The organism is Pseudomonas sp. XK-1, assembly GCF_038069885.1.
Classification (GTDB): Bacteria; Pseudomonadota; Gammaproteobacteria; order Pseudomonadales; family Pseudomonadaceae; genus Aquipseudomonas.
The window spans coordinates 172,666-196,593 of sequence record NZ_JBBPES010000002.1; the positions used below are offsets into that span (position 1 = coordinate 172,666).

The following is a 23,928-nucleotide window of genomic DNA, read 5'->3' on the forward strand; positions in this document are numbered from 1 at the left end:
ATCACTCTTCGCCGACGGGGCCTTCTTCGACAACGCCGTCGGAGGCTTCCAGGGTTTCGTCGACAATCACTTCAACGCCCTCTTCGCCTTCCTGCAGCTCCTCGTCGTCCTCGGCGGAAGGTTCCTGCACCCGCTCAAGGCCAACCAGCTTCTCGTCCTTGGCCAGCTTGATCAGGGTCACACCCTGGGTGTTACGACCCAGGCTGGAGACTTCGCTGACGCGGGTACGTACCAGGGTGCCCTGGTCGGAAATCAGCATGATTTCCTCGCCATCGAGCACCTGTACCGCCCCCACCAGCTTGCCGTTACGCTCGTTGCTGACCATGGCGATCACGCCCTGGCCGCCACGACCACGACGCGGGAACTCGGCCATCGCCGTGCGCTTGCCGTAGCCACGCTCGGAGGCGGTGAGAATCTGCGCTTCGGCTTCAGGGATCAGCATGGAGATGATTTCCTGGCCTTCCGGCAGGCGCATGCCACGCACACCGCGAGCGGTACGGCCCATGGTGCGGACCTTGCTTTCCTTGAAGCGAATCACCTTGCCGCCGTCGGAGAACATCATCACTTCGCGGGCACCGTCGGTTACGGCAGCGGAGATCAGGGTGTCATCTTCGTCCAGCCTGAGGGCGATCAGGCCCGAGCTGCGCGGACGGCTGAACTGCACCAGCGGGGTCTTCTTCACAGTGCCTTTGGCCGTGGCCATAAAGATGTAGGCACCGGTCGGCTCATCCGGGGTTTCGTCGTCGGCGTCATCGCCTTCGGCCAGGTCTTCGACTTCTTCGGCCTCAACCACCACGCTTTCGATATCGTCCTGCTCTTCGCCTTCCGGAGCCTGCTGACGCAGGGCTTCGAGGTCGATCTGCAGCATGGCGGTGATCCGTTCGCCTTCGTCCAGCGGTAACAGGTTGACCAGCGGGCGACCACGGGCGGCACGCGAGGCTTCGGGAATTTCGTAGGTCTTCAGCCAGTACACCTTGCCCTTGCTGGAGAACAGCAACAGGGTGGCGTGACTGTTGGCGACCAGCAGATGCTCGATATAGTCCTCATCCTTCACGCCGGTGGCCGACTTGCCCTTGCCGCCACGACGCTGCGCCTGGTAGGCATGCAACGGCTGACTCTTGGCATAACCACTGTGAGAGATGGTGACCACCCGCTCTTCTTCGGTGATCAGATCGGCCAGGGTCAGATCCAGACGGTTGTCGAGAATCTCGGTACGGCGGGCATCGCCGAACTCGGCCTTGACCGCTTCCAGCTCTTCGCGAATCACTTCCATCAGGCGTGTGGCACTGGTGAGAATGCGGATCAGCTCGCCGATCTGGGTAAGAATTTCCTGGTACTCGGCCAGCAGTTTTTCATGCTCAAGACCGGTCAGACGGTGCAGACGCAGCTCGAGGATGGCCTGGGCCTGTTCCGGCGAGAGAAAGTACTTGCCGTCGCGCAGGCCGTACTGCGGATCGAGATCATCCGGACGGCAGGCGTCGGCACCGGCGCGCTCGACCATGGTTTCTACCGCGCTGGATTCCCAGGCAGTGGCAATCAGCGCCAGCTTGGCTTCGGCCGGGGTCGGCGAGGCCTTGATCAGGGCGATAACCGGGTCGATGTTGGACAGGGCAACCGCCTGACCTTCAAGGATATGGCCACGCTCACGAGCCTTGCGCAGCTCGAATACGGTGCGGCGGGTGACCACTTCACGGCGGTGCAGAATAAAGGCTTCAAGCATGTCCTTGAGGTTAAGGACCTTCGGCTGGCCGTCGATCAGCGCCACCACGTTGATGCCGAACACGCTCTGCATCTGGGTCTGGGCGTAGAGGTTGTTCAGCACCACTTCCGGTACTTCGCCGCGGCGCAGCTCGATGACGATACGCATGCCGTCCTTGTCGGACTCATCGCGCAGCTCGGTGATGCCTTCGAGCTTCTTCTCTTTAACCAGCTCGGCGATCTTCTCGATCAGACGCGCCTTGTTCAGCTGATACGGCAGCTCGCTGACGATGATCTGCTGACGGCCACCGACCTTGTCGATGTCCTCGATAATCGCCCGGGCACGCATGTAGATGCGCCCGCGACCGGTGCGGTAGGCCTCGATGATGCCGGCACGACCGTTGATGATCGCCGCGGTCGGGAAGTCCGGACCGGGGATGTACTGCATCAGCTCATCGACCGTCAGCTCGCCGTTGTCGATCAGCGCCAGACAACCGTTGATCACTTCGGTCAGGTTGTGTGGCGGAATATTGGTGGCCATGCCCACGGCGATGCCGCTGGAGCCGTTGACCAGCAGGTTGGGGATCTTGGTCGGCATCACCGCCGGGATCATCTCGGTGCCGTCGTAGTTCGGCACCCAGTCCACGGTTTCTTTATGCAGATCAGCCAGCAGCTCATGGGCCAGCTTGGTCATGCGCACTTCGGTGTATCGCATGGCGGCGGCGTTGTCGCCGTCCACAGAACCGAAGTTACCCTGACCATCGACCAGCAGGTAACGCAGGGAGAATGGCTGCGCCATCCGTACGATGGTGTCGTACACCGCGGTATCACCGTGGGGGTGATACTTACCGATTACGTCACCGACCACACGGGCAGACTTCTTGTATGCCTTGTTCCAGTCGTTGCCCAACTCGCTCATGGCAAACAGCACCCGACGGTGCACGGGCTTCAAGCCATCGCGTGCATCCGGCAGCGCTCGCCCGACGATCACGCTCATCGCGTAATCGAGGTAGGACTGCTTGAGTTCGTCTTCAATATTGACCGGGAGGATTTCTTTGGCCAGTTCGCCCATGAGTAGCCTTGTTCCTTTTTCTGGTGAAACTCCGCGCCATTCGTCCTGAATGAAACAGAGCCTGTCGCTGCGCCTTCGGGCCTCCAGCGACTCACGACAAATCAATGAGTTATGCCATGTAGCTGCGCAGTTGAGATGCCCGCTATGGCCACCCCTGAAAACCGCCGGAGCTTACCACAATCGCCGCGACGCACCTATCCCCAGCGGCAGCGCGCCGACTAGGTGCGCGTGACCGCAGAAAAACTCAATGCAAACGCTTGCGGCACATCAGTTGCGCCATTTTCGCCGCATCCGGACGATCGATTACGCCTTTCTCGGTCACTAGGAAGTCGATCAGATCCGCCGGGGTCACGTCGAATACCGGATTCAGCGCACTGATCTCGCCAGCCACCCGCTTACCCCCCAGCTCCAGCAGCTCGCTGGCGGCCCGCTCCTCGATGGGAATGTCATCGCCATGCTCCATGCTCATGTCGATGGTCGAGCTGGGGGCCACCACCATAAAGCGCACGCCGTGATGCATGGCATTGACCGCCAGCTGGTAGGTGCCGATCTTGTTGGCCACATCGCCATTGGCGGCGATGCGGTCGGCACCGACTATGACCCAGGTGATGCCGCGGGTTTTCATCAGGTGCGCGGCGGCCGAGTCGGCATTCACCGTGACCGGAATACCGTCGGCGGCCAGCTCCCAGGCAGTCAGGCGCGACCCCTGCAGCCAGGGCCGGGTTTCGTCGGCGTAGACGCGCTCGACCAGACCGTCCAGATAGGCCGCACGGATCACCCCCAGGGCCGTGCCGAAGCCACCGGTAGCCAGAGCTCCGGCATTGCAATGAGTGAGCAGGTTCTGCAGATTGCCCTGATGTTTGCGGATCAGCTCGACGCCGAGCTGGGCCATGGTCAGGTTGGCGTCGCGATCACTCTGATGAATGCCCACCGCCTCGGCTTCCAGCACCGCCAAGACATCGTCATCCCCTTTCACACGCTCCAGGCGCTCGCGCATGCGGTTGAGCGCCCAGACCAGGTTGACTGCGGTCGGTCGCGCGGCGGCCAGCAGGGCAAAGTCCTCCTCCAGCGCCGCGCGCCAGTCGCCACCGGCCGCCAGCCGCGCACGCACGGCCAGCACCAGCCCATAGGCCGCGCTGATGCCGATGGCCGGTGCGCCGCGCACCACCATGTCGCGGATGGCCTCGGCCACGGCGGCTGCAGTGCTGTAACTGAGCCAGGTTTCCTCGAAAGGCAAGGCGCGCTGGTCGAGCAGATGCAGCGCACCAGTGCGCCACTCGATAGCCCTGACCTGCTCTGCCGCTAGCAATTGCTCGCGCATGGCGCACCCCTCCCGGAAAAAGCCGACCATTATACGCACAAGGCCTGCCAAACAGCGCCAGCCCGCTCGGGCAATCGGGCCAGGCAGGCGCTTTCAGCTTCAAGCCTAAGGCGTTCCTCTATAAACTCGCCCTTTTACTGACCGCCGGAAGCGCTCCTAATGCCCCACGCCCCTCTCGACCTGCTGCTGCTCCCCACCTGGCTGGTGCCGGTAGAACCCGCAGGCGTGGTCTTGCATGAGCACGGCCTGGGCATCCGTGGTGGCCGCATCGCCCTGATCGCACCGCGCGCCGAAGCGCTCCAGCACGCCGCCCTGCAGGTGCTCGAACTGCCCGGCCGCCTGCTCACGCCGGGCCTGATCAACGCCCACGGGCATGCCGCCATGACCCTGTTTCGCGGCTTGGCCGACGACCTGCCCCTGAACATCTGGCTGGAGCAGCATATCTGGCCGGCCGAGGCCAAGTGGGTCAACGAACAGTTCGTCCAGGACGGCACCGAGCTGGCCATCGCCGAGCAACTCAAGGGCGGCATCAGCTGCTTTTCGGACATGTACTTCTTTCCGGAAATGGCCTGCGAACTGGTGCACAAGAGCGGTATCCGCGCGCAGATCAGCATCCCCGTGCTGGACTTCCCCATCCCCGGCGCACGCGACGCCAGCGAAGCGCTGCGCAAGGGCCTGGGCCTGTTCGACGACCTCAGGCACCACCCGCGCCTGAGCGTGGCCTTCGGCCCCCATGCGCCCTATACGGTCAGCGACGACAAGCTGGAAAATATCCGTGTACTGGCCGAGGAGCTGGACGCCGGCATCCATATGCATGTGCACGAGACCGCCTTCGAGGTGCAGCAGAGCCTTGAGCAGCACGGCGAGCGGCCCCTGGCCCGCCTGGCGCGCCTGGGCCTGCTCGGCCCGCGCTTCCAGGCCGTGCATATGACCCAGATCGACGACGAGGATCTGGCACTGCTGGTGACCAGCAACAGCAGCGTGATCCACTGCCCGGAATCCAACCTCAAGCTGGCCAGCGGCTTCTGCCCAGTGGATCGGCTGTGGCAGGCCGGTGTCAATGTGGCCATCGGCACCGACGGCGCGGCGAGCAACAACGATCTCGACCTGCTCGGCGAAACCCGTACCGCCGCCCTGCTGGCCAAGGCCGTGGCCGGCTCTGCAATGGCACTTAACGCCCACAGCGCACTGCGCATGGCCACGCTCAACGGTGCCCGCGCCCTCGGCCTGGACCAGCAGATCGGCTCGCTGGAGCTGGGCAAGGCCGCCGACCTCACGGTGTTCGACCTCAACGGCCTGGCCCAGCAACCCGTCTACGACCCGGTATCGCAACTACTCTACGCTGGCGGCCGGGCCTGCACCGAGCATGTCTGGGTGGGTGGCAAGCAACTGCTCGACGGAGGTCAACTGACCCGCCTGGACGAACAGCGAATTATCGCCAACGCTCGCGCCTGGGGAGCAAAGATCGCCGGTAAGTGACAGCCAGCCCGGAGAATGCGGGCACTGCGACAAACTGACATACATTGGGCGCACATCAGATGCCCAACCCACCCGGCGAAACTGGCAACATGAGCCTCTCGCCGCAGCCTGATTCAGGGATCTATATGAGCAACGTCGACCACGCCGAAATCGCCAAATTCGAAGCCCTCGCCCATCGCTGGTGGGACCGCGAAAGCGAGTTCAAGCCGCTGCACGACATCAACCCGCTGCGGGTCAACTGGATCGACGAGCGCGTCGGCCTGGCCGGCAAGAAGGTCCTCGACGTCGGCTGCGGCGGCGGCATTCTCAGCGAATCCATGGCCCTGCGCGGTGCAAGCGTGACCGGTATCGACATGGGCGAAGCGCCGCTGGCGGTGGCCCAACTGCACCAGCTCGAATCCGGCGTCAGCGTCGAATACCGGCAGATCACCGCCGAGGCCCTGGCCGAGGAAATGCCGGAGCAGTTCGACGTGGTCACCTGCCTGGAAATGCTCGAACACGTACCGGACCCAGCGTCAGTGATCCGCGCCTGCTACCGCATGGTCAAGCCCGGCGGCCAGGTGTTCTTCTCCACCATCAACCGCAACCCCAAGGCCTATATGTTTGCCGTGATCGGGGCCGAATACCTGCTGCGCCTGCTGCCGCGCGGCACCCATGACTTCAAGAAGTTTATCCGCCCCTCGGAACTGGGAGCCTGGAGCCGCGCAGCGGGCCTTGAGGTCAAGGACATCATCGGCCTGACCTACAACCCGCTGACCAAGCGCTACAAGCTGGAAGCGGACGTCGACGTCAACTACATGATCCAGACTCTCAAGGAGGCGTAGGGCGCATGCGTTTACGCGCGGTTCTATTCGATATGGACGGCACCCTGCTCGACAGCGCGCCGGACTTTATCGCCATCAGCCAGGCCATGCGCATCGATCGCGGCCTGCCCGCGATCGACGACAAACTGATCCGCGACCAGATTTCCGGCGGTGCCCGCGCCATGGTCGCCGCCAACTTTGTCATGGGCCCCGAGGCCGAAGGCTTCGAGGCCCTGCGCCTGGAGTTTCTCGAACGCTATCAGCGCCACTGCGCGGTCCTGACCCGACCCTTCGACGGCATAAATGAGCTGCTCGATGAGATCGAACAGGCCAGACTGATCTGGGGCGTGGCGACCAACAAGCCGGTGCGTTACGCCGAGCCGATCATGCAGCAGCTCGGCCTGGCACAGCGCTCGGCGGTGCTGGTCTGCCCGGACCACGTCAGCCGCAGCAAGCCCGATCCGGAGATGCTTCTGCTGGCCTGCAGCCAGATCGGCATACAGCCAGGCGAGGCGCTGTTTGTCGGCGACGACGAGCGCGATATCGAAGCCGGCCGCGCCGCCGGCTGCAAGACCGCCGCGGTGACCTACGGCTATATCCACCCGCAAGACAACCCGCGCAACTGGGGTGCCGACGTAGTGGTGGATCATCCGCTGGAATTGCGCGCCGTGCTCGAACGAGCCCTGTGCAGCTGCTGACTGCAGCCGCACGCCAGTATTGCGCCCACCGCCATCACCACGCCTGGGCTTTTAACTCGATGCTTGCCACTTGAGGCTTGCCGCTCTCCAAAGGAGTTTCCATGTTCGACTATTCCGTTCGCCCCGACCTGCTCAAGGACCGCGTGATTCTGGTGACCGGTGCCGGCCGCGGGATCGGTGCGGCCGCCGCCAAGACCTTTGCCGCCCATGGGGCCACGGTGCTACTGCTGGGCAAGACCGAAGAAAACCTCAGCCGGGTGTATGACGCCATCGAAGCGGCCGGCCACCCACAGCCGGCAGTGATCCCGTTCAACCTGGAAACCGCCCTGCCGCACCAGTACGACGAACTGGCGGCGATGATCGAGAACGAATTCGGTCGCCTCGACGGCCTGCTGCACAACGCCTCGATCATCGGCCCGCGCACGCCCCTGGAGCAGCTGTCCGGCGACAATTTCATGCGTGTCATGCAGGTCAACGTCAACGCCATGTTTATGCTCACCAGCACCCTGCTGCCGCTGCTGAAGCTCTCGGCCGACGCCTCGGTGGTGTTCACCTCCAGCAGCGTCGGCCGTAAAGGCCGTGCCTACTGGGGTGCCTACGCGGTATCGAAGTTCGCCACCGAGGGCCTGATGCAGGTACTGGCCGACGAAGTCGACGGCATTGCCAATGTGCGCGCCAACAGCGTCAACCCGGGTGCCACCCGCACCGACATGCGCGCCCAGGCCTACCCGGGCGAGAACCCGGCCAACAACCCGCTGCCGGAAGCCATCATGCCGATCTACCTGTACCTGATGGGCCCGGACAGCACGGGCGTCAATGGCCAAGCGTTCGACGCCCAGTAGCCCCTACCGCTAGCGCCGGTTTTCCGGCGCCCACGACCCCAGCGACGGCAAATGGCCATCAAGGGCGGCAGACAACCGGCAATTTCTTGCCGCCTGACGTTTGCCACATAAAACTAAACCCATGAAATAAAAGCATTTTTTCTATAAAAATGCGCTTGGCATGAAATTCGCTCTACCTCTTGCAGTCGTCGCGAATCGCGCAAGAGGTAGGCTGAATGGCCCCGCACAACCAATCCAACACCATAGACTTCGATGCCGCCAAGTTGCAGCGTCTTGGCTATGCCAGCAGGGCGCAAAAGACTCTCAAGCCGGTCAGCCTGGCGCAATTGCGTCAGCAACTGAGCCTGCAGCTGCAGACCTCCCTGGAAACCGAGCGGATTCTCGAACTGTTTTTCGACGCCGTGCAGCGCCTGGTGCCGCTCAGCGCCCTGAGCTACCAGCTGGCCTCCTGCGATCTACGCCTGGATCTGGGCGAACGCGCCAACCACTCGGCCGGCTACCGCCTCAACCACGAGGGCGAATACCTCGGTGAACTGACCTTCCGCCGCAGCTACCGTTTCAGCGAAGACGAACTCGGTCAGCTCGAATCCCTGCTGGCCAGCCTGTTGTTCCCGCTGCGCAACGCCCTGCTCTACCGCACCGCCCTGCAGACCGCACTGCGCGACCCGCTGACCGAAACCGGCAACCGCGTGGCCATGACCCAGACCCTGCAGCGTGAGGTCGACATGGCGCGGCGCAACCTGCAGCCGCTGTCGGTACTGATGGTGGATATCGACCACTTCAAGCAGATCAACGACCAGCACGGCCACAGCATTGGCGATGAGGCACTCAAGGCCGTGGCCAATGCCCTGAAAGACAGCCTGCGCAATGTCGACATGGTGTTCCGCTATGGCGGCGAAGAGTTTCTGGTGCTGCTCTCCAATACCAGCCGCGAAGCCGCCTCCATAGTCGGAGAACGCCTGCGCATGGCGGTCATGGGCATCCAGTACCTGGTGGAGCACCGCACCATCGACCTGTCCATCAGCCTCGGCTGCGCCAGCCTACTGCCGGGCGAGTCCATGGAAAGCCTGCTGCGCCGGGCCGACAGTGCGCTTTACGTGTCCAAGCGCGAAGGCCGTAACCGCCTGTCCATGGCTGGCTGACTAGCACGGATATGCAAAAAGGCGACCCGAGGGTCGCCTTTTGTTTTACAGCACCCGTTGTTACTCGGGCTTGCGGCTACCACGACCAAAACCAGGGCGCTGGCCCTCGCTGGTGGGCTGGCTACGACGCTTGACCGGCGCACCGGCCGGCTTGCGCGCCGGACGCTCGGTCAAGGCCACCGCAGGACGCGGCTGCGCGCCGGGCTTGGCTGGACGCTTCTTGTTGACGTCACGCGGCCGCTCGGCCACTGGCGTGCCTTTACCCGCCTGACCACGACCCTGCGGCTCACGCCCCGACTCGGCACGCGGCGCGCGCGGCGTACGCTGCACACGCTCGCCCCGCTCCGCGCCTTCGCCGCGGGGTGCACGCCCGCGACCCTGGTCACCCTCGCTCGCGCCAGCATGGGCCGGACGCAGGGTCCGCTCCGGACGCGCGGCGCGGCCCACCGGCTTGGCCGATTTGCGCTGCAGACGGTCGATCTTGTCGCGGGTCTTTTCCTTCATATCCGGCAGGGCCACCGGCTTGAGGCCGACTTCCTCGCTGAGGATATCCACTTCGCGCTGGCTCATTTCGCGCCAGCGGCCCATGGTCAGGTCCGAGGTGATAAATACCGGGCCGAAACGCACGCGCTTCAGACGGCTGACCACCAGACCCTGGGATTCCCACAGGCGACGCACTTCACGGTTACGGCCTTCCATCACCACGCAGTGATACCAGTGGTTGAAGCCTTCGCCGCCCGGCGCTTCCTTGATATCGGTGAACTTGGCCGGGCCGTCTTCGAGCATCACGCCAGCTTTCAGGCGCTCGATCATCTCTTCGTCGACTTCGCCACGCACGCGCACGGCGTACTCGCGGTCCATCTGGTAAGACGGGTGCATCAGGCGGTTGGCCAGCTCACCGTCGGTGGTGAACATCAGCAGACCGGTGGTGTTGATGTCGAGGCGGCCGATATTGATCCAGCGGCCTTCTTTCGGCCGTGGCAGACGGTCGAACACGGTCGGACGGCCTTCCGGGTCGTCACGGGTGCAGATCTCGCCTTCGGGCTTGTTATAGATGATCACGCGGCGCACGCTCTCGGCGGCTTCTTCGCGGCGGATCACCTTGCCATCGACGGCGATTGCATCATGCAGGTCGACGCGCACGCCGAGGCTGGCGACTGCGCCGTTGACCTTGACGCGGCCGGCGGTGATCCAGGCTTCGATTTCACGGCGTGAAGCCAGGCCCATGCGCGCCATGACTTTCTGCAGTTTTTCGCCTGCTGGGCTGTATTCTTCGGATTCACTCATCTGGGCACCTCCCGGTGTTTTCTTTGGTGATTGGACGACTCAAGTCGTCGAAGGGGCGCGGAGCATACGCGAAAGCCGGCCGATTAGCACGGTTTGAGGCTAGCTTGCAGATGAACAGTCGTCAGCCTTTGCGACAATCGGTGCCTAGGTACTAGCCCGTTACCGCAGCCCGGATGAAATCCGGAGAGCTGCCATCCCGGATTGCGCCAGGGCTTATCCGGGCTACCGCTGATCCTAAGGCCCTCTCAGTCAGGCAGCTGCTCTTTATCCAGGCTTTGCTGAGGTGCCTCGGCATCCTCAAACTCATCGTCCTGCTCGGGCAGATCGTCGAAGTCGGTCTTCAGGCCCTGCTCCATCGAGTCCAGCTCGGCCAGCAGGCTGCTGAAGCTGGTTTCCTCGCCTGCCTCCAGCGCTGGCTCATCGGCCAGGGCCAGATCGGCGCGGGCCTGCAGGCCTTGCGGGGCTTCCTGCTCATCGTCGAAGGCCAATACCGGTTCGGGCTCCAGCTCACGCAGGGCGGCCAGGGGCGGCAGTTCGTCGAGGCTTTTCAGGTTGAAATGGTCGAGAAACAGCCGGGTGGTGGCGAACATCGCAGGCTTGCCCGGCACATCGCGATAACCCACCACGCGAATCCACTCGCGCTCCAGCAGGGTCTTGACGATATGGCTGTTGACCGCCACACCGCGCACATCCTCGATCTCGCCGCGGGTGATGGGCTGACGGTAGGCGATCAGCGCCAGGGTCTCCAGCATGGCCCGCGAGTAGCGCTGCGGGCGCTCTTCCCACAACCGGCCAACCCAGGGCGCGAAACGCTCACGCACCTGCAGACGGTAACCGGAGGCCACTTCGATAAGCTCGAAGGCGCGCCCTTCGCAGGACTTGCCCAGGTGCGCCAGCGCCTTCTTGAAGACCGCCGGTTCCGGCCGCTCGGCCTCCTCGAACAGCTCATACAGGCGCTCCAGCGACTGCGGTTTGCCGGAGGCCAGCAGAAAGGCTTCGAGCAGGCTGGCCAGTTCACGGGGTTCATTGAGATTCATGCTTATTCAGCCCGCGCACGCACATGGATTGGCCCATAGGCCTCGTTTTGTACCAGCTCGACCAGGGATTCCTTGATCAGCTCGAGTACCGCCATAAAGGTTACCACCACCCCCAGCTTGCCTTCCTCCGCCCTGAACAGCGCGACAAAGGGCACGAAACCGCCGCCCTTTAGGCGCTCCAGCACTTCACTCATACGCTCGCGAGTGGACAGCGTCTCACGGGTCACCTGGTGGCTTTCGAACATGTCGGCGCGGCGCAGCACCTCGGCCATGGACAGCAGCAGCTCTTCCAGACTGACATCCGGCAGCAACTTGCGCGCCCGAGCTTCGGGAGCCTCCAGACGCGGCACGGTGAGGTCGCGGCCAACCCGGGTGAGGCCATCGATGCCTTCGGCGGCGGCCTTGTAGCGTTCGTATTCCTGCAGACGACGGATCAGCTCGGCGCGCGGATCGTCCTCTTCGACCTCGGCTTCACTGGAACGCGGCAGCAACATGCGCGACTTGATCTCGGCGAGCATGGCCGCCATCACCAGGTACTCGGCGGCCAGCTCCAGGCGCACCGACTGCATCAGCTCGACATAACCCATGTACTGGCGGGTGATTTCCGCCACCGGGATATCCAGCACGTCGATGTTCTGCTTGCGGATCAGGTAGAGCAGCAGATCCAGCGGCCCTTCGAAGGCTTCCAGAAAGACTTCCAGGGCATCGGGCGGGATATACAGGTCCAGCGGCATCTCGGTCACCGCCTGACCATAGACCAGGGCGAACGGCAGCTCCTGCTGAGCACCGGCCTGGGTATCGACGGCTTCCTGCGATGGCGGACTGGACATGGGGCTCTCGTTGGCGGACTTAGCGGTAATTCAGCCCCAGGGCCATGCGCACTTCGCTCAGGGTTTCGCGGGCTTCGGAACGTGCCCGTTCGGCCCCCTCGGCGAGTATCTGACGCACCAGGTCGGGGCTGTCCTGATAATCCAGGGCTCGCGCCTGCAAGGGCTTCAACTCGTTCTGCACGGCCTCGATCAGCGGGGCCTTGCACTCCAGGCAGCCGATACCGGCGCTTTTGCAACCCTGCTGCACCCAGGCGCAGGTGGCCTCACTGGAGTACAACTGGTGCATCGGCCACACCGGGCAGAGCGCCGGCTCGCCGGGGTCGCCGCGGTGTACCCGCGCCGGATCCGTGGGCATGCGGCGGATCTTGTCCTCGACCTCGTTTGTGCTATCGCGCAGGAAAATCGCATTGTTGTTGGACTTGGACATCTTGCTGCCATCCAGGCCCAGCAGCTTCGGCGACTCGCTCAGCAAGGGCTGAGGCTCGGGCAGGAGCACCTTGCCGCCGCCTTCCAGGTACCCGAACAGCCGCTCCTTGTCGCCCAGGGTCATGCTCTGCTGATCCTTGAGCAGGGCGCGGGCGGTCTCCAGGGAGTCGACATCACCCTGTTCCTGATAAGCCTTGCGCAGATTGTTGTAGAGCGTGGCAGTTTTCTTGCCCAGTTTGACGATGGCCGCCTCGGCCTTGTCTTCGAAACCCGGCTCACGCCCGTAAAGGTGATTGAAGCGACGTGCCACATCGCGGGCGAACTCGATATGCGCCAGCTGATCGCTGCCCACGGGCACCACACCGGCGCGGTAGAGCAGGATGTCCGCGGCCTGCAGCAGGGGATAGCCGAGAAAACCGAAGGTGCCCAGGTCCTTGCCGTGCAACTGCTCCTGCTGTTCCTTGTAGGACGGCACCCGCTCCAGCCAGCTGAGCGGGCAGATCATCGACAGCAGCAGGTGCAGTTCGGCGTGCTCGGGCACCTGGGACTGGATAAACAGGGTCGCCGAGCTGGGGCTGACGCCGGCCGCCAGCCAGTCCACCGCCATGTCCATCACCCGCTGGGACAGCGAACTGACCTCATCGTAGTCGGTGGTCAGGGCATGCAGGTCGACGATGCAGAAGAAGCACTCGTAACTGTGCTGCATCTTGACCCAGTTTTTCAGCACACCATGGTAGTGACCAAGGTGCAGGCGGCCGCTGGGACGCATGCCGGACAGCACACGGCGCTCGGAATCAACAAGACTCAAACCAGGTTACCTATACGAATCGACAGGGGGCAAAGTATAGCGAGGCTCGCCGTCGCTGCGGGAAAAACGACGCGGGCACCGCCCAACCATGCATCGCCACAGGAGCAACGCCTTGCGGCGTGGCACTCAGGCCTCGACGAAAGGCGTTGGATCGCCGCAACCGACCCGGATGATTTCCGGCTCGTCATCCACCAGACTGACCACGGTGGAAGCCGCCAACCCGCCGAAGCCGCCATCGATGATCAGATCGACCTGGTGTTCGAGAATCTGGCGCATCTCGTAAGGATCGCTCATCGGCAGGTCTTCGCCTGGCAGGATCAGGCTGACGCTCATCAGCGGCTCGCCAAACTCCTCCAGCAGCGCCATGGCGATCGGGTGGCTGGGTACCCGCAGGCCGATGGTGCGACGCTTGGCATGCAACAGCATGCGTGGCACTTCGCGGGTGGCGTTGAGGATAAAGGTGTAGGGCCCGGGTGTATGGGTCTTGAGCAGGCGGAAGGCCGCCGTATCGACCTTGGCAAAGGTGCTGAGCTGCGACAGGTCGCGACACACCAGAGTGAAGTTGTGCTTGTCGTCCAGCTGGCGCAGACGGCGGATACGCTCCACCGCGTTCTTGTCGCCGATATGGCAGCCGACCGCATAGGAGGAATCGGTCGGATAGATCACCACACCGCCAGCCCTGATGATCGCCACCGCCTGTTTAATCAGGCGCGACTGCGGATTTTCCGGATGGATCTGGAAGAACTGACTCACACTAAAACCCTGTTCAGATTGCAGTAGGCTGCTGGACATGCTGGAACCGTGCCCAAAGGGGCGGTAGATCCTCGGGAACCGGGCGGTATACGCCCAACTCTGACCACTGACCCGGTGCGTGAAAATCACTGCCCGCGGTGACGAACATGCCGAATTCACGCGCCAGAATCGCCAGGCTGCCGACCTGTTCGGCCGGCTGCATACCGTTGACCACCTCCAGGGAATGCCCGCCGGCACCGACAAAGTCGGCGATCAACTTGCGTCTTTTACTTCGAGTAAAGTCGTACTGCCAGGGATGCGCCAGGCTGACCCAGGCACCGGCACGGCGCAGGGTATCCACGGCCTGAGCCAACTCGGGCCAGTGCTGCTTGACATCGCCCAGCTTGCCCGAGCCCAGCCATTTGCGAAACGCTTCGGCGCGGTCTTTGACATAACCGCTGCGCACCAGAAAATCGGCGAAATGCGGCCGCGCCGGGGCATTGCCGCTGTCGCCCAGCTCCTGCTGCATGGCCCGTGCGCCGTCCAGCGCCCCCGGCATGCCCTTGGCTTCCAGGCGTTTGCCGATCTCCGCGGCGCGCAACCAGCGGCCTTCGTGCAATTCGGCAATCGCCTGCTGCAGCGCAGGGGCATCGCGGTTGAAAGCATAACCCAGCACATGGATGGTCGCCCCGCCCCAGGTGCAGGACAGTTCGATGCCATTGACCAGTTGCATGCCCAGTTCTTGCGCTGCGGCACCGGCCTCATCAAGGCCATCGAGGGTGTCGTGATCGGTCAGGGCCAGCAAACGCACCCCTCGCTCAAACGCCCGCGCCACCACCACAGCCGGCGCAAGTGCGCCATCCGAAGCGGTGCTGTGGCAATGCAGATCGACATCCATAAGGGGCACTTTCCCGGTAATTTATGTTTGTTATTATGCCGGCAGATATGGATTCATGCTGGCCTGCGCCAATATTTCCTCGACTTTGCCTGGCCGGGCTGCTTTTCTCCCCGCACATGGCCCCCTGTGCCGCCCACGATTAAGGACCAAAATGCTCTACGCCATCATTGCCACCGATGTGGAAAACTCCCTGGAAAACCGCCTCAGCGCCCGCCCCGCCCATCTGGCCCGGCTGGAACAGCTGAAAAGCGAAGGCCGCCTGATACTGGCCGGCCCGCACCCTGCCGTGGACAGCAACGACCCGGGCACGGCCGGCTTTACCGGCAGCCTGATCGTGGCCGAATTCGATTCCCTGAGCGCCGCACAGAGCTGGGCCGATGCCGACCCCTATCGCGCGGCCGGGGTTTATGCCGCGGTCCAGGTCAAGCCGTTCAAGCTGGTCCTGCCCTGAGACCGGCCGCCACGCCGAATGTCCCATAACAATAAGTACCAACAGGAGTTCCGATGCGTCCAGGCTCGCTGATTCTGCTAATGACTCTGTCGCTACCTGGTGCCGTGCAGGCCGAGCAAAGCCCGCCGCAGCCAGCGGCGGTGCCAGCGTCCGCTGCCCAGGTGCAGATCGACAGCCTGGAACAGCGCCTAGCCATCAGCGAGGAGCAGCGCGACGCCATGGCTGCCGAACTGCAAGCCAACGACGGCGAACGCGAGAGCGTGCAGTTGCAACGCCTGCGCCAGGAAAATCAGCGCCTCAAGCTGCAACTCAAGAAGGTCCAGGCCCAGGCTCCGCAACAACTGCTCAGCGAACAGCAGATGTGGTTTGCCGTAGGGGCCGGGGCCAGCCTGCTCGGGGTTATCATCGGGGCTTTGCTGCGCGGCAAACGGCGTTCGCGCCGAGAGTGGTTGAACTGATCTTATGAGTGCCTTGCTGTTAATCGACGACGACATTGAACTGTGCGAGTTGCTGGCCAGTTGGCTGACTCAGGAAGGCTTCCAGGTCAGCGCCTGTCACGACGGCAGCAGTGCACGCCTGGCCCTGGCCAGCCAGGCCCCGGATGCGGTGGTGCTGGATGTCATGCTGCCCGACGGCAGCGGCCTGGAACTGCTCAAACAGTTGCGCAGCGACCATCCCGAACTGCCGGTGCTGATGCTCTCTGCCCGCGGCGAACCGCTGGACAGGATTCTCGGCCTGGAGCTGGGTGCCGATGACTACCTGGCCAAACCCTGCGACCCCCGCGAGCTGACCGCGCGCCTGCGCGCCGTACTGCGCCGCACCCTGCCGCCCGCCCCTTCCAGCCAGCTGGAGCTGGGCGATCTGCAGTACAGCCAGGCCCGCGGCATCGTCGTCCTGGGGGAGCAGGAAGTGCTCCTGACCCTCTCGGAAAGCCGCATCCTCGAGGCCCTGCTGCGTCAACCGGGGGAGCCGGTGGGCAAGCAGGAACTGGCGCAACTGGCCCTGGGCCGCAAACTGACCCTGTATGACCGCAGCCTGGACATGCATGTCAGCAACCTGCGCAAGAAACTCGGCCCCCATGCCGATGGCCGCCCGCGCATACTCGCCTTGCGCAGCCGCGGCTATTACTACAGCGTTTAAAACGCTCTTTACCCAAGCTTTACCTTGCCCTGACAGCCCTTGACCTTGACCGCCCTAGACTGGGCTCATCCGGTATCAACCGGTTTCAGACAAGGAGATACATCATGCGCAAGACCCTTACCGCAGTACTGCTCGCCCTGTCCCTGCCGAGCCTGGCCATGGCCATGCCCGAAGACGGCCCGCGTCACGGCGGCGGCCATCATGGGGAACCCGGCTCCCGCATGCTCAAAGAGCTCGACCTGAGCCAGGAGCAGCACCGCGAAATCCGTAAGCTGATGGGCGAGCAGATGAAAGGCCGCCATGACATCACCAAGCGCTATCTGGACAAGCTGCCGGCCGCCGAACAGAAAGCCATGCAGGACGAACTGAAAGCCGCCAAGGACAAGCAGCACAGCGCCATCCGCGCCCTGCTCAATCCCGAGCAGCAGAAAGCCTTCGACGAACACCAGAAGAAAATGCAGGAACGTCGCGCCGAGCGTATGGCATTCAAAGCCTGGCAGGCCGAGCAGGCGAAGAAGAACTAACCCGACCTCGCGGTCGTACGCCCATCACGCCGTAAGGCCTGATGGGCGTAACCGTTTTCACCACAGCCATTAACGACTAAGGAGCCACCGTGCGGTCACTGTTCTGGCGCATCTTTGCCAGCTTCTGGCTGGCTATTGCCCTGGTTGCCGGGCTGTCCATGCTGCTTGGGCGCATGCTCAACCAGGACGCCTGGCTGCTCAGTCAGCACCCCGGCATGGATGACCTCGCCGAAAAGTGGACTCAACGCTACGAAAAACAAGGCCCAACTGCGGCCCAGGCCCTGCTCGAGCAACGCAAACGCAAATTCCGCATCGATGTACAGGTGCTCGACGACAGCGGCCAAGCCGTGGTCAAAGGCACCTTCCCGCCCCGTGCGGCAGCCTTTGAAGCCCGCCATCGCAATGAGAAACGCCTGCCCTGGCGCCGCCTGAGTGTCGATTACACCAGCCCGCACAGTGGCGAAACCTATCTGTTTATCTACCGCATCCCCAATCCCGAAGTCGCCGCCTGGCAGCGTGAAAGCCGGCTCTGGCCACTGAGCGCACTGGGCATCGCCCTAGTGGTGCTGACCCTGTTCAGCCTCTGGCTGACGCTCTCCATCACCCGCCCGCTGAATCGCCTGCGCGGTGCGGTGCATGACCTGGGGCAAACCGCCTATCAACAGAACAGCCTGGCGCGCCTGGCCCAGCGACGTGATGAACTCGGCGTACTGGCGGCCGACTTCAACCGCATGGGCGAGCGGGTACAGGGCCTGATCAGCAGTCAACGCCAGTTGCTGCGCGATGTGTCCCATGAGCTGCGCTCCCCCCTGGCACGCCTGCGCATCGCCCTGGCGCTGACCGAACGGGCAGAGGCCGGCGAACGGGAGAAGTACTGGCCGCGCCTGAGCACGGAGTGCGACCGCCTGGAAGCGCTGATCAGTGAAATCCTCGCCCTCGCCCGCCTCGATGCCGAACCGGGCGCGGCGCAACCGATCAATCTGGACGAACTGCTGCACAAATTGCAGGAAGAGGCGCGCCTGGACGCCCCCGAGCAGCAGATCGAGATTCAGCTGGAAAGCGGCCTGCAGCTCAACGGCTGGCCGGATATGCTGCAACGCGCGATGGACAACCTGCTGCGCAATGCCCTGCGCTTCAACCCGGTTGGCCAGCCCATCGAATTGAGCGCCAGCAGAAACGCCGAGCAGCTATGCCTGAGCGTGCGCGACCATGGCACTGGTGCGGCCCCTGAGCTGCTGGCACGCCTTGGCGAACCCTTCTTCCGTGCCCCCGGCCAGACCAGCAGCGGTCATGGCCTGGGCCTGGCCATCGCGCGCCGCGCGGCGGAACGGCATGGCGGCCAGCTGGAATTGAGCAACCATCCGCAGGGTGGCTTGATCGCCACCCTGCGCTTGCCGCTCACTGCGCCGCAGGCCAGGCCCTGACAAAATCACCAACCTGCACCTGGGGCACCGCGCGCAACTCGCGCTCCGGCGTGCCCAGGTACAGGAAGGCGATAACCTGCTCGTCCGCGGCCAGACCCAGACCGGCCGCCACCTGGGCGTTATAGGCCAGTTCACCGGTACGCCAGACCGCGCCTATGCCCTGGGCATGGGCGGCCAGCAGAATGCCGTGGGCGGCGCAGCCGGCAGCGATCACCTGCTCCTGCGCCGGCACCTTGGCATGGGCCTGCACCCGGGCAATCACCACCACCAGTAGCGGTGCCCGCAGCGGCATGGCGCGGGCCTTGCTCAGGGCTTCGGGGCTGGCATCGGCCGGCAGCGCCTGGGCCAACAGTTCGCCCAGCTGCTCACGCGCCGCGCCCTCGATGGTGAGAAAGCGCCAGGGGCGCAGCTGGCCGTGGTCAGGCGCACGCAAGGCGGCGCGAAACAGCAGCTCGCGCTGCGCAGTATCGGGAGCCGGCGCAATCAAGCGCGGCGCGGAAACACGGTTTAGCAACGCATCAAGAGCGTCCATCAGCCACCTCGGCAATTCAGTCAGTTGGCCATTCTAGTGCCTGGGCGACGCGGACGGGCAATACGTAGCGCTTCTCAGGCAACCCGCTCGGGAGAAAGACTCGGCAATACCGATGGCATCAACGGCGGTAAACCGTGTGCACTGCGCGCCGCATCGCAATGCGGGTTGTACTCGCCATTGCCCCAGGAGGCCTCGAACTCGCGGCAGGTGCTGGAGCGCTGTTCATACAGCGTACAGCGCACGCCTTGGCCGACTTCACCGAGCAGGGCCGAGCAGCGCACGGGCTTGCTCTCCGTACCGCGCATGGCGACGCGATGCGGAGTGATCAGCACAACCTGATCATCGGGCACCACACCGCCCGCCGATTGGCACTCACCCCAGAAAAATGACACACGAAAATGCGCGCAGCAGGCACCACAGCTAAGACAAGGATTGCTATCGGACATGATTTGGCGGGCTCAGAAACCGGCAGGGGCCGGCACCTGGCGGCTATTCTATGCAGCGCCGAGCGCTTGTAAAGCGCGCATTGTGGCGGCTGTACAGCGGCTGCAGCGCGCGTAGAATAACGCCCCTTTGCCCCACCAGAGCCCGAGCCGAATCCATGTCATTGCCGACACTGCGCATCATTGCTTTTATTCTCGGCATCTTCCTGATCACCCTGGCCGTCAGCATGTTAATCCCCATGCTGACGCTGCTGCTGTATTCACGCACGGATGACCTCAACGCCTTTCTCTGGTCCAGCCTGGTAACCGCCGTCGCAGGCATTGCCATGGTCATCCCCGGGCGCCCCAAGGAGGCGCAGCTGCGCCCGCGCGATATGTACCTGCTGACCACCGGCAGCTGGCTGGTGGTGTGCATTTTTGCCGCCCTGCCGATGGTGTTGATTCACCATATCAGCTACACCGATGCCTTCTTCGAGACCATGTCTGGCGTTACCACCACCGGCTCAACCGTGTTATCTGGCCTGGACCACGCCTCCCCCGGCCTGCTGATCTGGCGTTCGATGCTGCAGTGGCTGGGCGGTATCGGCTTTATCGGCATGGCGGTGGCGATTCTGCCGCTGTTGCGGGTCGGCGGCATGCGCCTGTTCCAGACCGAATCCTCCGACTGGGGTGAGAAAGTCATGCCGCGCTCGCACATGGCGGCCAAATACATCCTGTTTATTTACCTGAGTCTGACCCTGAGCGGCTTTCTCGGCTTCTGGTTGGCCGGCATGACACCCTTCGATGCGATCAACCATGCGATGACCTCAATCGCCACCGGCGGCTACTCAACCTCGGACTCGTCGCTGGCCAACTGGAGCCAACCGGCCGTGCACTGGGTGGCGGTGGTGCTGATGATCTGCGGCGGCCTGCCCTTCACCCTGTATGTCGCCACCCTGCGCGGCAACCGCAAAGCACTGTTCAAAGACCATCAGGTACGTGGCTTTCTTGGCTTTCTGCTGGCCACCTGGCTGGTTTTCGGCACCTGGCTGTGGCTGCACTCGGATAACAACTGGTTGGATGCGTTTCGCATCGTCGCGGTGAATGTCACCTCGGTGATCACCACCACAGGCTTTGCCCTCGGCGATTACACCACCTGGGGCAGTTTCGCCGTGCTGCTGTTCTTCTACCTGACCTTTGTCGGCGGCTGCTCGGGTTCCACTTCCGGCGGCCTGAAGATCTTTCGTTTTCAGGTAGCCTATGTGCTGCTGCGGGCCAACCTGCAGCAACTGGTGCATCCGCGCGCGGTGATCAAGCAGCAATACAACAACCACAACCTCGATGAAGAGATTGTCCGCTCGCTGATCACCTTTTCATTTTTCTTCACCATCACCATCGGCGTGATCGCCCTCGGCCTGACTCTGCTTGGCCTGGACTGGGTAACCGCGCTGACCGGCGCGGCGACCGCAGTGTGCAACGTGGGCCCTGGGTTGGGCCCGATCATCGGCCCGGCGGGCAACTTCTCCAGCCTGCCGGATGCGGCTAAATGGCTGCTGACTATCGGCATGCTGCTCGGTCGCCTGGAAATTCTTACGGTACTGGTTCTGGTAACTCGGGCATTCTGGCGACACTGAGTGAAATCGGCTGCGCGACAGCGAGCAAGCCCGACAACCTAAAATCTTGCTATTACTGGAACGGAACCCGCTTAGATGGCTTGGCCGACCTTACGGATCATCGCGTTTATCAATGGCATCTTTCTTCTGACCCTGGCGATCAGCATGGCCGTCCCCATGCTTACCCTGGTCCTGTTTGCACGGTCTGACGAACTCAACGCCTTTCTCTGGTCCAGCCTGATCACCTTTATCGCGGGCATCGTGTTGATCGCCCAGGGCCGACCCGAGGAGGTGCAACTGCGCCCACGCGACATGTACCTGTTGACGGTGTCCAGCTGGATACTGGTGGGGCTGTTCGCCGCCCTGCCCTTTATGTTCGCCCAACACCTGGGTGTGACCGACGCGGTGTTTGAAAGCATGTCAGGCATCACCGCTACGGGAGCCACGGTGCTGAACGGTCTGGACAGCATGTCGCCGGGGATTCTGATCTGGCGTTCGCTGCTGCACTGGCTCGGCGGAATCGGCTTTATCGCCATGGCCGTGGCGATTCTGCCGATGCTGCGGATCGGGGGTATGCGCCTGTTCCAGACCGAATCATCGGACCGTTCTGAAAAGATCATGCCGCGCTCACATATGGTCGCCAAATACATGGTCGCGGCCTACCTGGGCATCAGCCTGCTTGGCTGCCTGGCGCTGTGGATGGCGGGCATGGGCGGATTCGATGCGATCAACCACACCATGTCGGCCATCGCCACCGGCGGTTTTTCCACCTCGGATCAATCGCTGGGCAAATGGACAGAGCCGGCGGTGCACTGGGTCACCATTGTGCTAATGATTCTCGGCAGCGTGCCGTTCGTACTGTTTGCCTCGATGCTGCGCGGCAACTACAAGGCGTTGATCAAGGACCAGCAAGTGCGCGGCTTTCTCGGTATTTTGCTGAGTACCTGGCTGCTGCTCGGCACCTGGTATTACCTGAGCACCGAACTGCACTGGCTCGAAGCCATCCGCCATGTGGCGTTCAACACCACCTCGATCATGACCACCACGGGCTTTGCCCTCGGCGATTACACACTGTGGGGTGGCTTTGCCGGCATGCTGTTCTTCTACCTGGGCTTTATCGGTGGTTGCTCGGGCTCGACGGCGGGCGGCTTGAAGATATTCCGCTTCCAGGTGGCCTACGTGCTGCTCAGGACCAACCTGATGCAGCTGATCCATCCCCGCGCGGTGATCAAGCAGCAATACAACCACCACCATCTGGATGAAGACATTGTCCGCTCCATCCTGACCTTCTCGTTCTTCTTCACCATCACCATCGCGGTGCTGGCGCTGGGCCTGACACTCTGCGGGCTGGACTGGATCACCGCACTCAGCGGCGCGGCCAGCACCGTCTCCGGCGTCGGCCCAGGCATGGGCCCGATCATCGGCCCGGCAGGCAACTTCTCCAGCCTGCCGGACACCGCAAAATGGCTGCTGACCTTCGGCATGCTGCTCGGCCGCCTAGAAATCCTCACCGTGCTGGTGCTGATGCTGCCGGCCTTCTGGCGACACTAGGAATCTATTTACGATCTCTGCGCGCGCAGCTACAGGCCCGCGCGGTACTCGCCGGGCGTCAACCCGAACCAGCGACGGAAGGCCCGGAAGAAATTGCTCGGGTCGGCGAATCCCAGCAGGTAGGCCACCTCCAGCAGACTCAGGGCGGGCTGGGCGAGGTACTGCTGGGCCAGCTCGCGGCGGGTATCGTCGAGCAGCTGCTGGAAACTGCTGCCCTCCTCCTGCAAGCGCCGCTGCAGGGTGCGCTGCGACAGATGCAGGGCCTGCGCCACCACCTCGCGCCGGGGCTCGCCCTGGGGCAGCAGACGGCACAGCACCTGGCGGGTCAGGTGAGTGACGCGACTTTCCGAGAAACGCGCCAGGTAGTCGCCGGCAAACCTGTCATGCAACTGCGCCAGGGATTCGTTGGCCGTGGGCAGCGGCATGTCCATATCGGCACGCTCGAACAGCAAGCCGTAATGATCGGCATTGAACTGCAGCGGCCCCTGGAAAACCTGCTCGAAGGGTTGCAGATCCGCCGGCGGGTCACCCTGAAACAACACCCGTTGCGGACGAATCGGCTTACCGGTCATCCACCGACAGAACGCCAGGGCATAGGCCAGCGACGCCTCACAGCTCTGCCGCGCCGCAGGCAGGCGGTCGCCGTGGATCGCCAGGGTCAGCTCATAACCAGTGCCCTGCGGGCGAAAGCTCAGGTCCGCGCCCTCGCCGATAATCCGCTGATAACGCACCAGGCGAGCAAAGCCCTCCTTCAGGGTGCGGCTGGACATCAGCGCATAGCCGACCACATGGAACGACGCCGGGCGCACCACCTTGGCCATGTTCAGGCCGATTGCCGGGTCGCCTGACAGCTCCACCGCGCGCTGCCACAAGCGGGTCATGCCGTCCTGGGGAAAACGCGCATCGGGGTCTTCCAGGGCGGCGTAATCGAGCCCCAGCTCGGGGAAGATCGCGCGGCAGTCGACGCCGCCCATTTCCAGCGCCTGGACAATGCCCAAGGCCCAATTCGAAGAGGTGGTACGTTCACGCATGGGGTTTTCTTATTGTCGTGTCCATTAGGGTCTGTAGCGGTAGAGTGCCCAACAGACCTGAGGTGCCGCCCAAGGATACTAAACTGGCACTTAATGTCAGTGGCCTGGCGAGTCAGTCGTCCTAGACTGCAAGTAACCGGCGCAGGCTGCAACAGCCCCTGCGTACA

23 protein-coding genes are annotated in these 23,928 nt (G+C 63.3%); 12 read left to right on the top strand and 11 right to left on the bottom strand.

What is annotated here, in order from left to right; all coding sequences use genetic code 11:
* Window position 1: 1 nt before the first annotated feature.
* A complete protein-coding gene (gene gyrA / locus WMW70_RS06485) occupies window positions 2–2,770 on the bottom strand; it encodes a DNA gyrase subunit A (protein WP_341436699.1) in 2,769 nt (922 codons plus the stop codon).
* 244 nt (window positions 2,771–3,014) lie between these two features.
* Window positions 3,015–4,091: an S-methyl-5-thioribose-1-phosphate isomerase gene (mtnA, locus tag WMW70_RS06490; RefSeq protein ID WP_341436700.1), complete on the bottom strand. Its 1,077-nt coding sequence runs from the start codon at window positions 4,089–4,091 to the stop codon at window positions 3,015–3,017.
* Window positions 4,092–4,250: 159 nt separating this feature from the next.
* Between mtnA and WMW70_RS06495 the strand changes: the two genes are divergently transcribed.
* The 5 genes from WMW70_RS06495 to WMW70_RS06515 all read left to right on the top strand — a co-directional run bounded on the left by WMW70_RS06495 (window position 4,251) and on the right by WMW70_RS06515 (window position 9,055).
* A complete protein-coding gene (locus tag WMW70_RS06495; protein WP_341436701.1) occupies window positions 4,251–5,570 on the top strand; it encodes a TRZ/ATZ family hydrolase in 1,320 nt (439 codons plus the stop codon).
* 125 nt (window positions 5,571–5,695) lie between these two features.
* A complete protein-coding gene (ubiG, locus tag WMW70_RS06500) occupies window positions 5,696–6,394 on the top strand; it encodes a bifunctional 2-polyprenyl-6-hydroxyphenol methylase/3-demethylubiquinol 3-O-methyltransferase UbiG (RefSeq protein WP_341436702.1) in 699 nt (232 codons plus the stop codon).
* 5 nt (window positions 6,395–6,399) lie between these two features.
* Entirely contained in the window at window positions 6,400–7,071 is a 672-nt protein-coding gene (gene mupP, locus WMW70_RS06505) for an N-acetylmuramic acid 6-phosphate phosphatase MupP (RefSeq protein ID WP_341436703.1), read from the top strand.
* 101 nt (window positions 7,072–7,172) lie between these two features.
* Window positions 7,173–7,913, top strand: a complete 741-nt coding sequence (locus WMW70_RS06510) for a YciK family oxidoreductase (protein ID WP_341436704.1) — start codon at window positions 7,173–7,175, stop codon at window positions 7,911–7,913.
* 215 nt (window positions 7,914–8,128) lie between these two features.
* Window positions 8,129–9,055: a GGDEF domain-containing protein gene (locus tag WMW70_RS06515; RefSeq protein ID WP_341436705.1), complete on the top strand. Its 927-nt coding sequence runs from the start codon at window positions 8,129–8,131 to the stop codon at window positions 9,053–9,055.
* Between the two features lie 60 nt (window positions 9,056–9,115).
* On the opposite strand, the gene rluB is transcribed toward WMW70_RS06515, so the two are convergent.
* The 6 genes from rluB to WMW70_RS06545 form a co-directional block, all read right to left on the bottom strand.
* Window positions 9,116–10,342 carry a 23S rRNA pseudouridine(2605) synthase RluB gene (gene rluB / locus WMW70_RS06520; protein WP_341436706.1) on the bottom strand — a complete coding sequence of 409 codons (1,227 nt, stop codon included), beginning with the start codon at window positions 10,340–10,342 and terminating at the stop codon, window positions 9,116–9,118.
* A 245-nt stretch (window positions 10,343–10,587) separates the two neighbouring features.
* Window positions 10,588–11,379 (bottom strand): SMC-Scp complex subunit ScpB, encoded by a 792-nt coding sequence (scpB, locus tag WMW70_RS06525; RefSeq protein ID WP_341436707.1) that lies wholly within the window; start codon window positions 11,377–11,379, stop codon window positions 10,588–10,590.
* 2 nt (window positions 11,380–11,381) lie between these two features.
* The gene (locus WMW70_RS06530) at window positions 11,382–12,080 is read right to left on the bottom strand and encodes a segregation and condensation protein A (protein WP_341437042.1); all 699 of its coding nucleotides are present in this window, start codon (window positions 12,078–12,080) and stop codon (window positions 11,382–11,384) included.
* Between the two features lie 148 nt (window positions 12,081–12,228).
* A complete protein-coding gene (locus WMW70_RS06535; protein WP_341436708.1) occupies window positions 12,229–13,443 on the bottom strand; it encodes a tryptophan--tRNA ligase in 1,215 nt (404 codons plus the stop codon).
* A 126-nt stretch (window positions 13,444–13,569) separates the two neighbouring features.
* Complete coding sequence (locus WMW70_RS06540; RefSeq protein ID WP_341436709.1) at window positions 13,570–14,196, bottom strand: L-threonylcarbamoyladenylate synthase; 627 nt, start codon at window positions 14,194–14,196, stop codon at window positions 13,570–13,572.
* Window positions 14,197–14,209: 13 nt separating this feature from the next.
* The gene (locus WMW70_RS06545; RefSeq protein ID WP_341436710.1) at window positions 14,210–15,073 is read right to left on the bottom strand and encodes a PHP domain-containing protein; all 864 of its coding nucleotides are present in this window, start codon (window positions 15,071–15,073) and stop codon (window positions 14,210–14,212) included.
* Window positions 15,074–15,224: 151 nt separating this feature from the next.
* Between WMW70_RS06545 and WMW70_RS06550 the strand changes: the two genes are divergently transcribed.
* From WMW70_RS06550 to WMW70_RS06570, 5 genes are all read left to right on the top strand, one after another.
* Complete coding sequence (locus WMW70_RS06550; RefSeq protein ID WP_341436711.1) at window positions 15,225–15,524, top strand: YciI family protein; 300 nt, start codon at window positions 15,225–15,227, stop codon at window positions 15,522–15,524.
* Between the two features lie 53 nt (window positions 15,525–15,577).
* Complete coding sequence (locus tag WMW70_RS06555; RefSeq protein WP_341436712.1) at window positions 15,578–15,982, top strand: translation initiation factor 2; 405 nt, start codon at window positions 15,578–15,580, stop codon at window positions 15,980–15,982.
* A 4-nt stretch (window positions 15,983–15,986) separates the two neighbouring features.
* Window positions 15,987–16,664, top strand: coding sequence for a response regulator transcription factor (locus WMW70_RS06560; RefSeq protein WP_341436713.1), 678 nt, complete (start codon window positions 15,987–15,989; stop codon window positions 16,662–16,664).
* A gap of 104 nt (window positions 16,665–16,768) precedes the next feature.
* A complete protein-coding gene (locus WMW70_RS06565; RefSeq protein WP_341436714.1) occupies window positions 16,769–17,188 on the top strand; it encodes a Spy/CpxP family protein refolding chaperone in 420 nt (139 codons plus the stop codon).
* 89 nt (window positions 17,189–17,277) lie between these two features.
* Window positions 17,278–18,612 carry a sensor histidine kinase gene (locus WMW70_RS06570; RefSeq protein ID WP_341436715.1) on the top strand — a complete coding sequence of 445 codons (1,335 nt, stop codon included), beginning with the start codon at window positions 17,278–17,280 and terminating at the stop codon, window positions 18,610–18,612.
* Here the strand turns inward: WMW70_RS06570 and WMW70_RS06575 are convergent.
* Both WMW70_RS06575 and WMW70_RS06580 read right to left on the bottom strand, forming a co-directional pair.
* Window positions 18,587–19,144, bottom strand: a complete 558-nt coding sequence (locus WMW70_RS06575; protein ID WP_341436716.1) for a nitroreductase family protein — start codon at window positions 19,142–19,144, stop codon at window positions 18,587–18,589. The two genes, WMW70_RS06570 and WMW70_RS06575, sit on opposite strands and share 26 nt — an antisense overlap.
* Window positions 19,145–19,218: 74 nt before the next feature.
* On the bottom strand, window positions 19,219–19,590 hold the full coding sequence (locus WMW70_RS06580; protein ID WP_341436717.1) for a YkgJ family cysteine cluster protein: 372 nt from the start codon (window positions 19,588–19,590) through the stop codon (window positions 19,219–19,221).
* Window positions 19,591–19,745: 155 nt separating this feature from the next.
* Between WMW70_RS06580 and WMW70_RS06585 the strand changes: the two genes are divergently transcribed.
* Window positions 19,746–21,200: a TrkH family potassium uptake protein gene (locus WMW70_RS06585; RefSeq protein ID WP_341436718.1), complete on the top strand. Its 1,455-nt coding sequence runs from the start codon at window positions 19,746–19,748 to the stop codon at window positions 21,198–21,200.
* A 75-nt stretch (window positions 21,201–21,275) separates the two neighbouring features.
* Window positions 21,276–22,730 (top strand): TrkH family potassium uptake protein, encoded by a 1,455-nt coding sequence (locus WMW70_RS06590; protein WP_341436719.1) that lies wholly within the window; start codon window positions 21,276–21,278, stop codon window positions 22,728–22,730.
* A gap of 29 nt (window positions 22,731–22,759) precedes the next feature.
* Here the strand turns inward: WMW70_RS06590 and WMW70_RS06595 are convergent, their stop codons facing one another.
* Window positions 22,760–23,761 carry an AraC family transcriptional regulator gene (locus tag WMW70_RS06595; RefSeq protein ID WP_341436720.1) on the bottom strand — a complete coding sequence of 334 codons (1,002 nt, stop codon included), beginning with the start codon at window positions 23,759–23,761 and terminating at the stop codon, window positions 22,760–22,762.
* Between the last annotated feature and the right edge of the window lie 167 nt (window positions 23,762–23,928).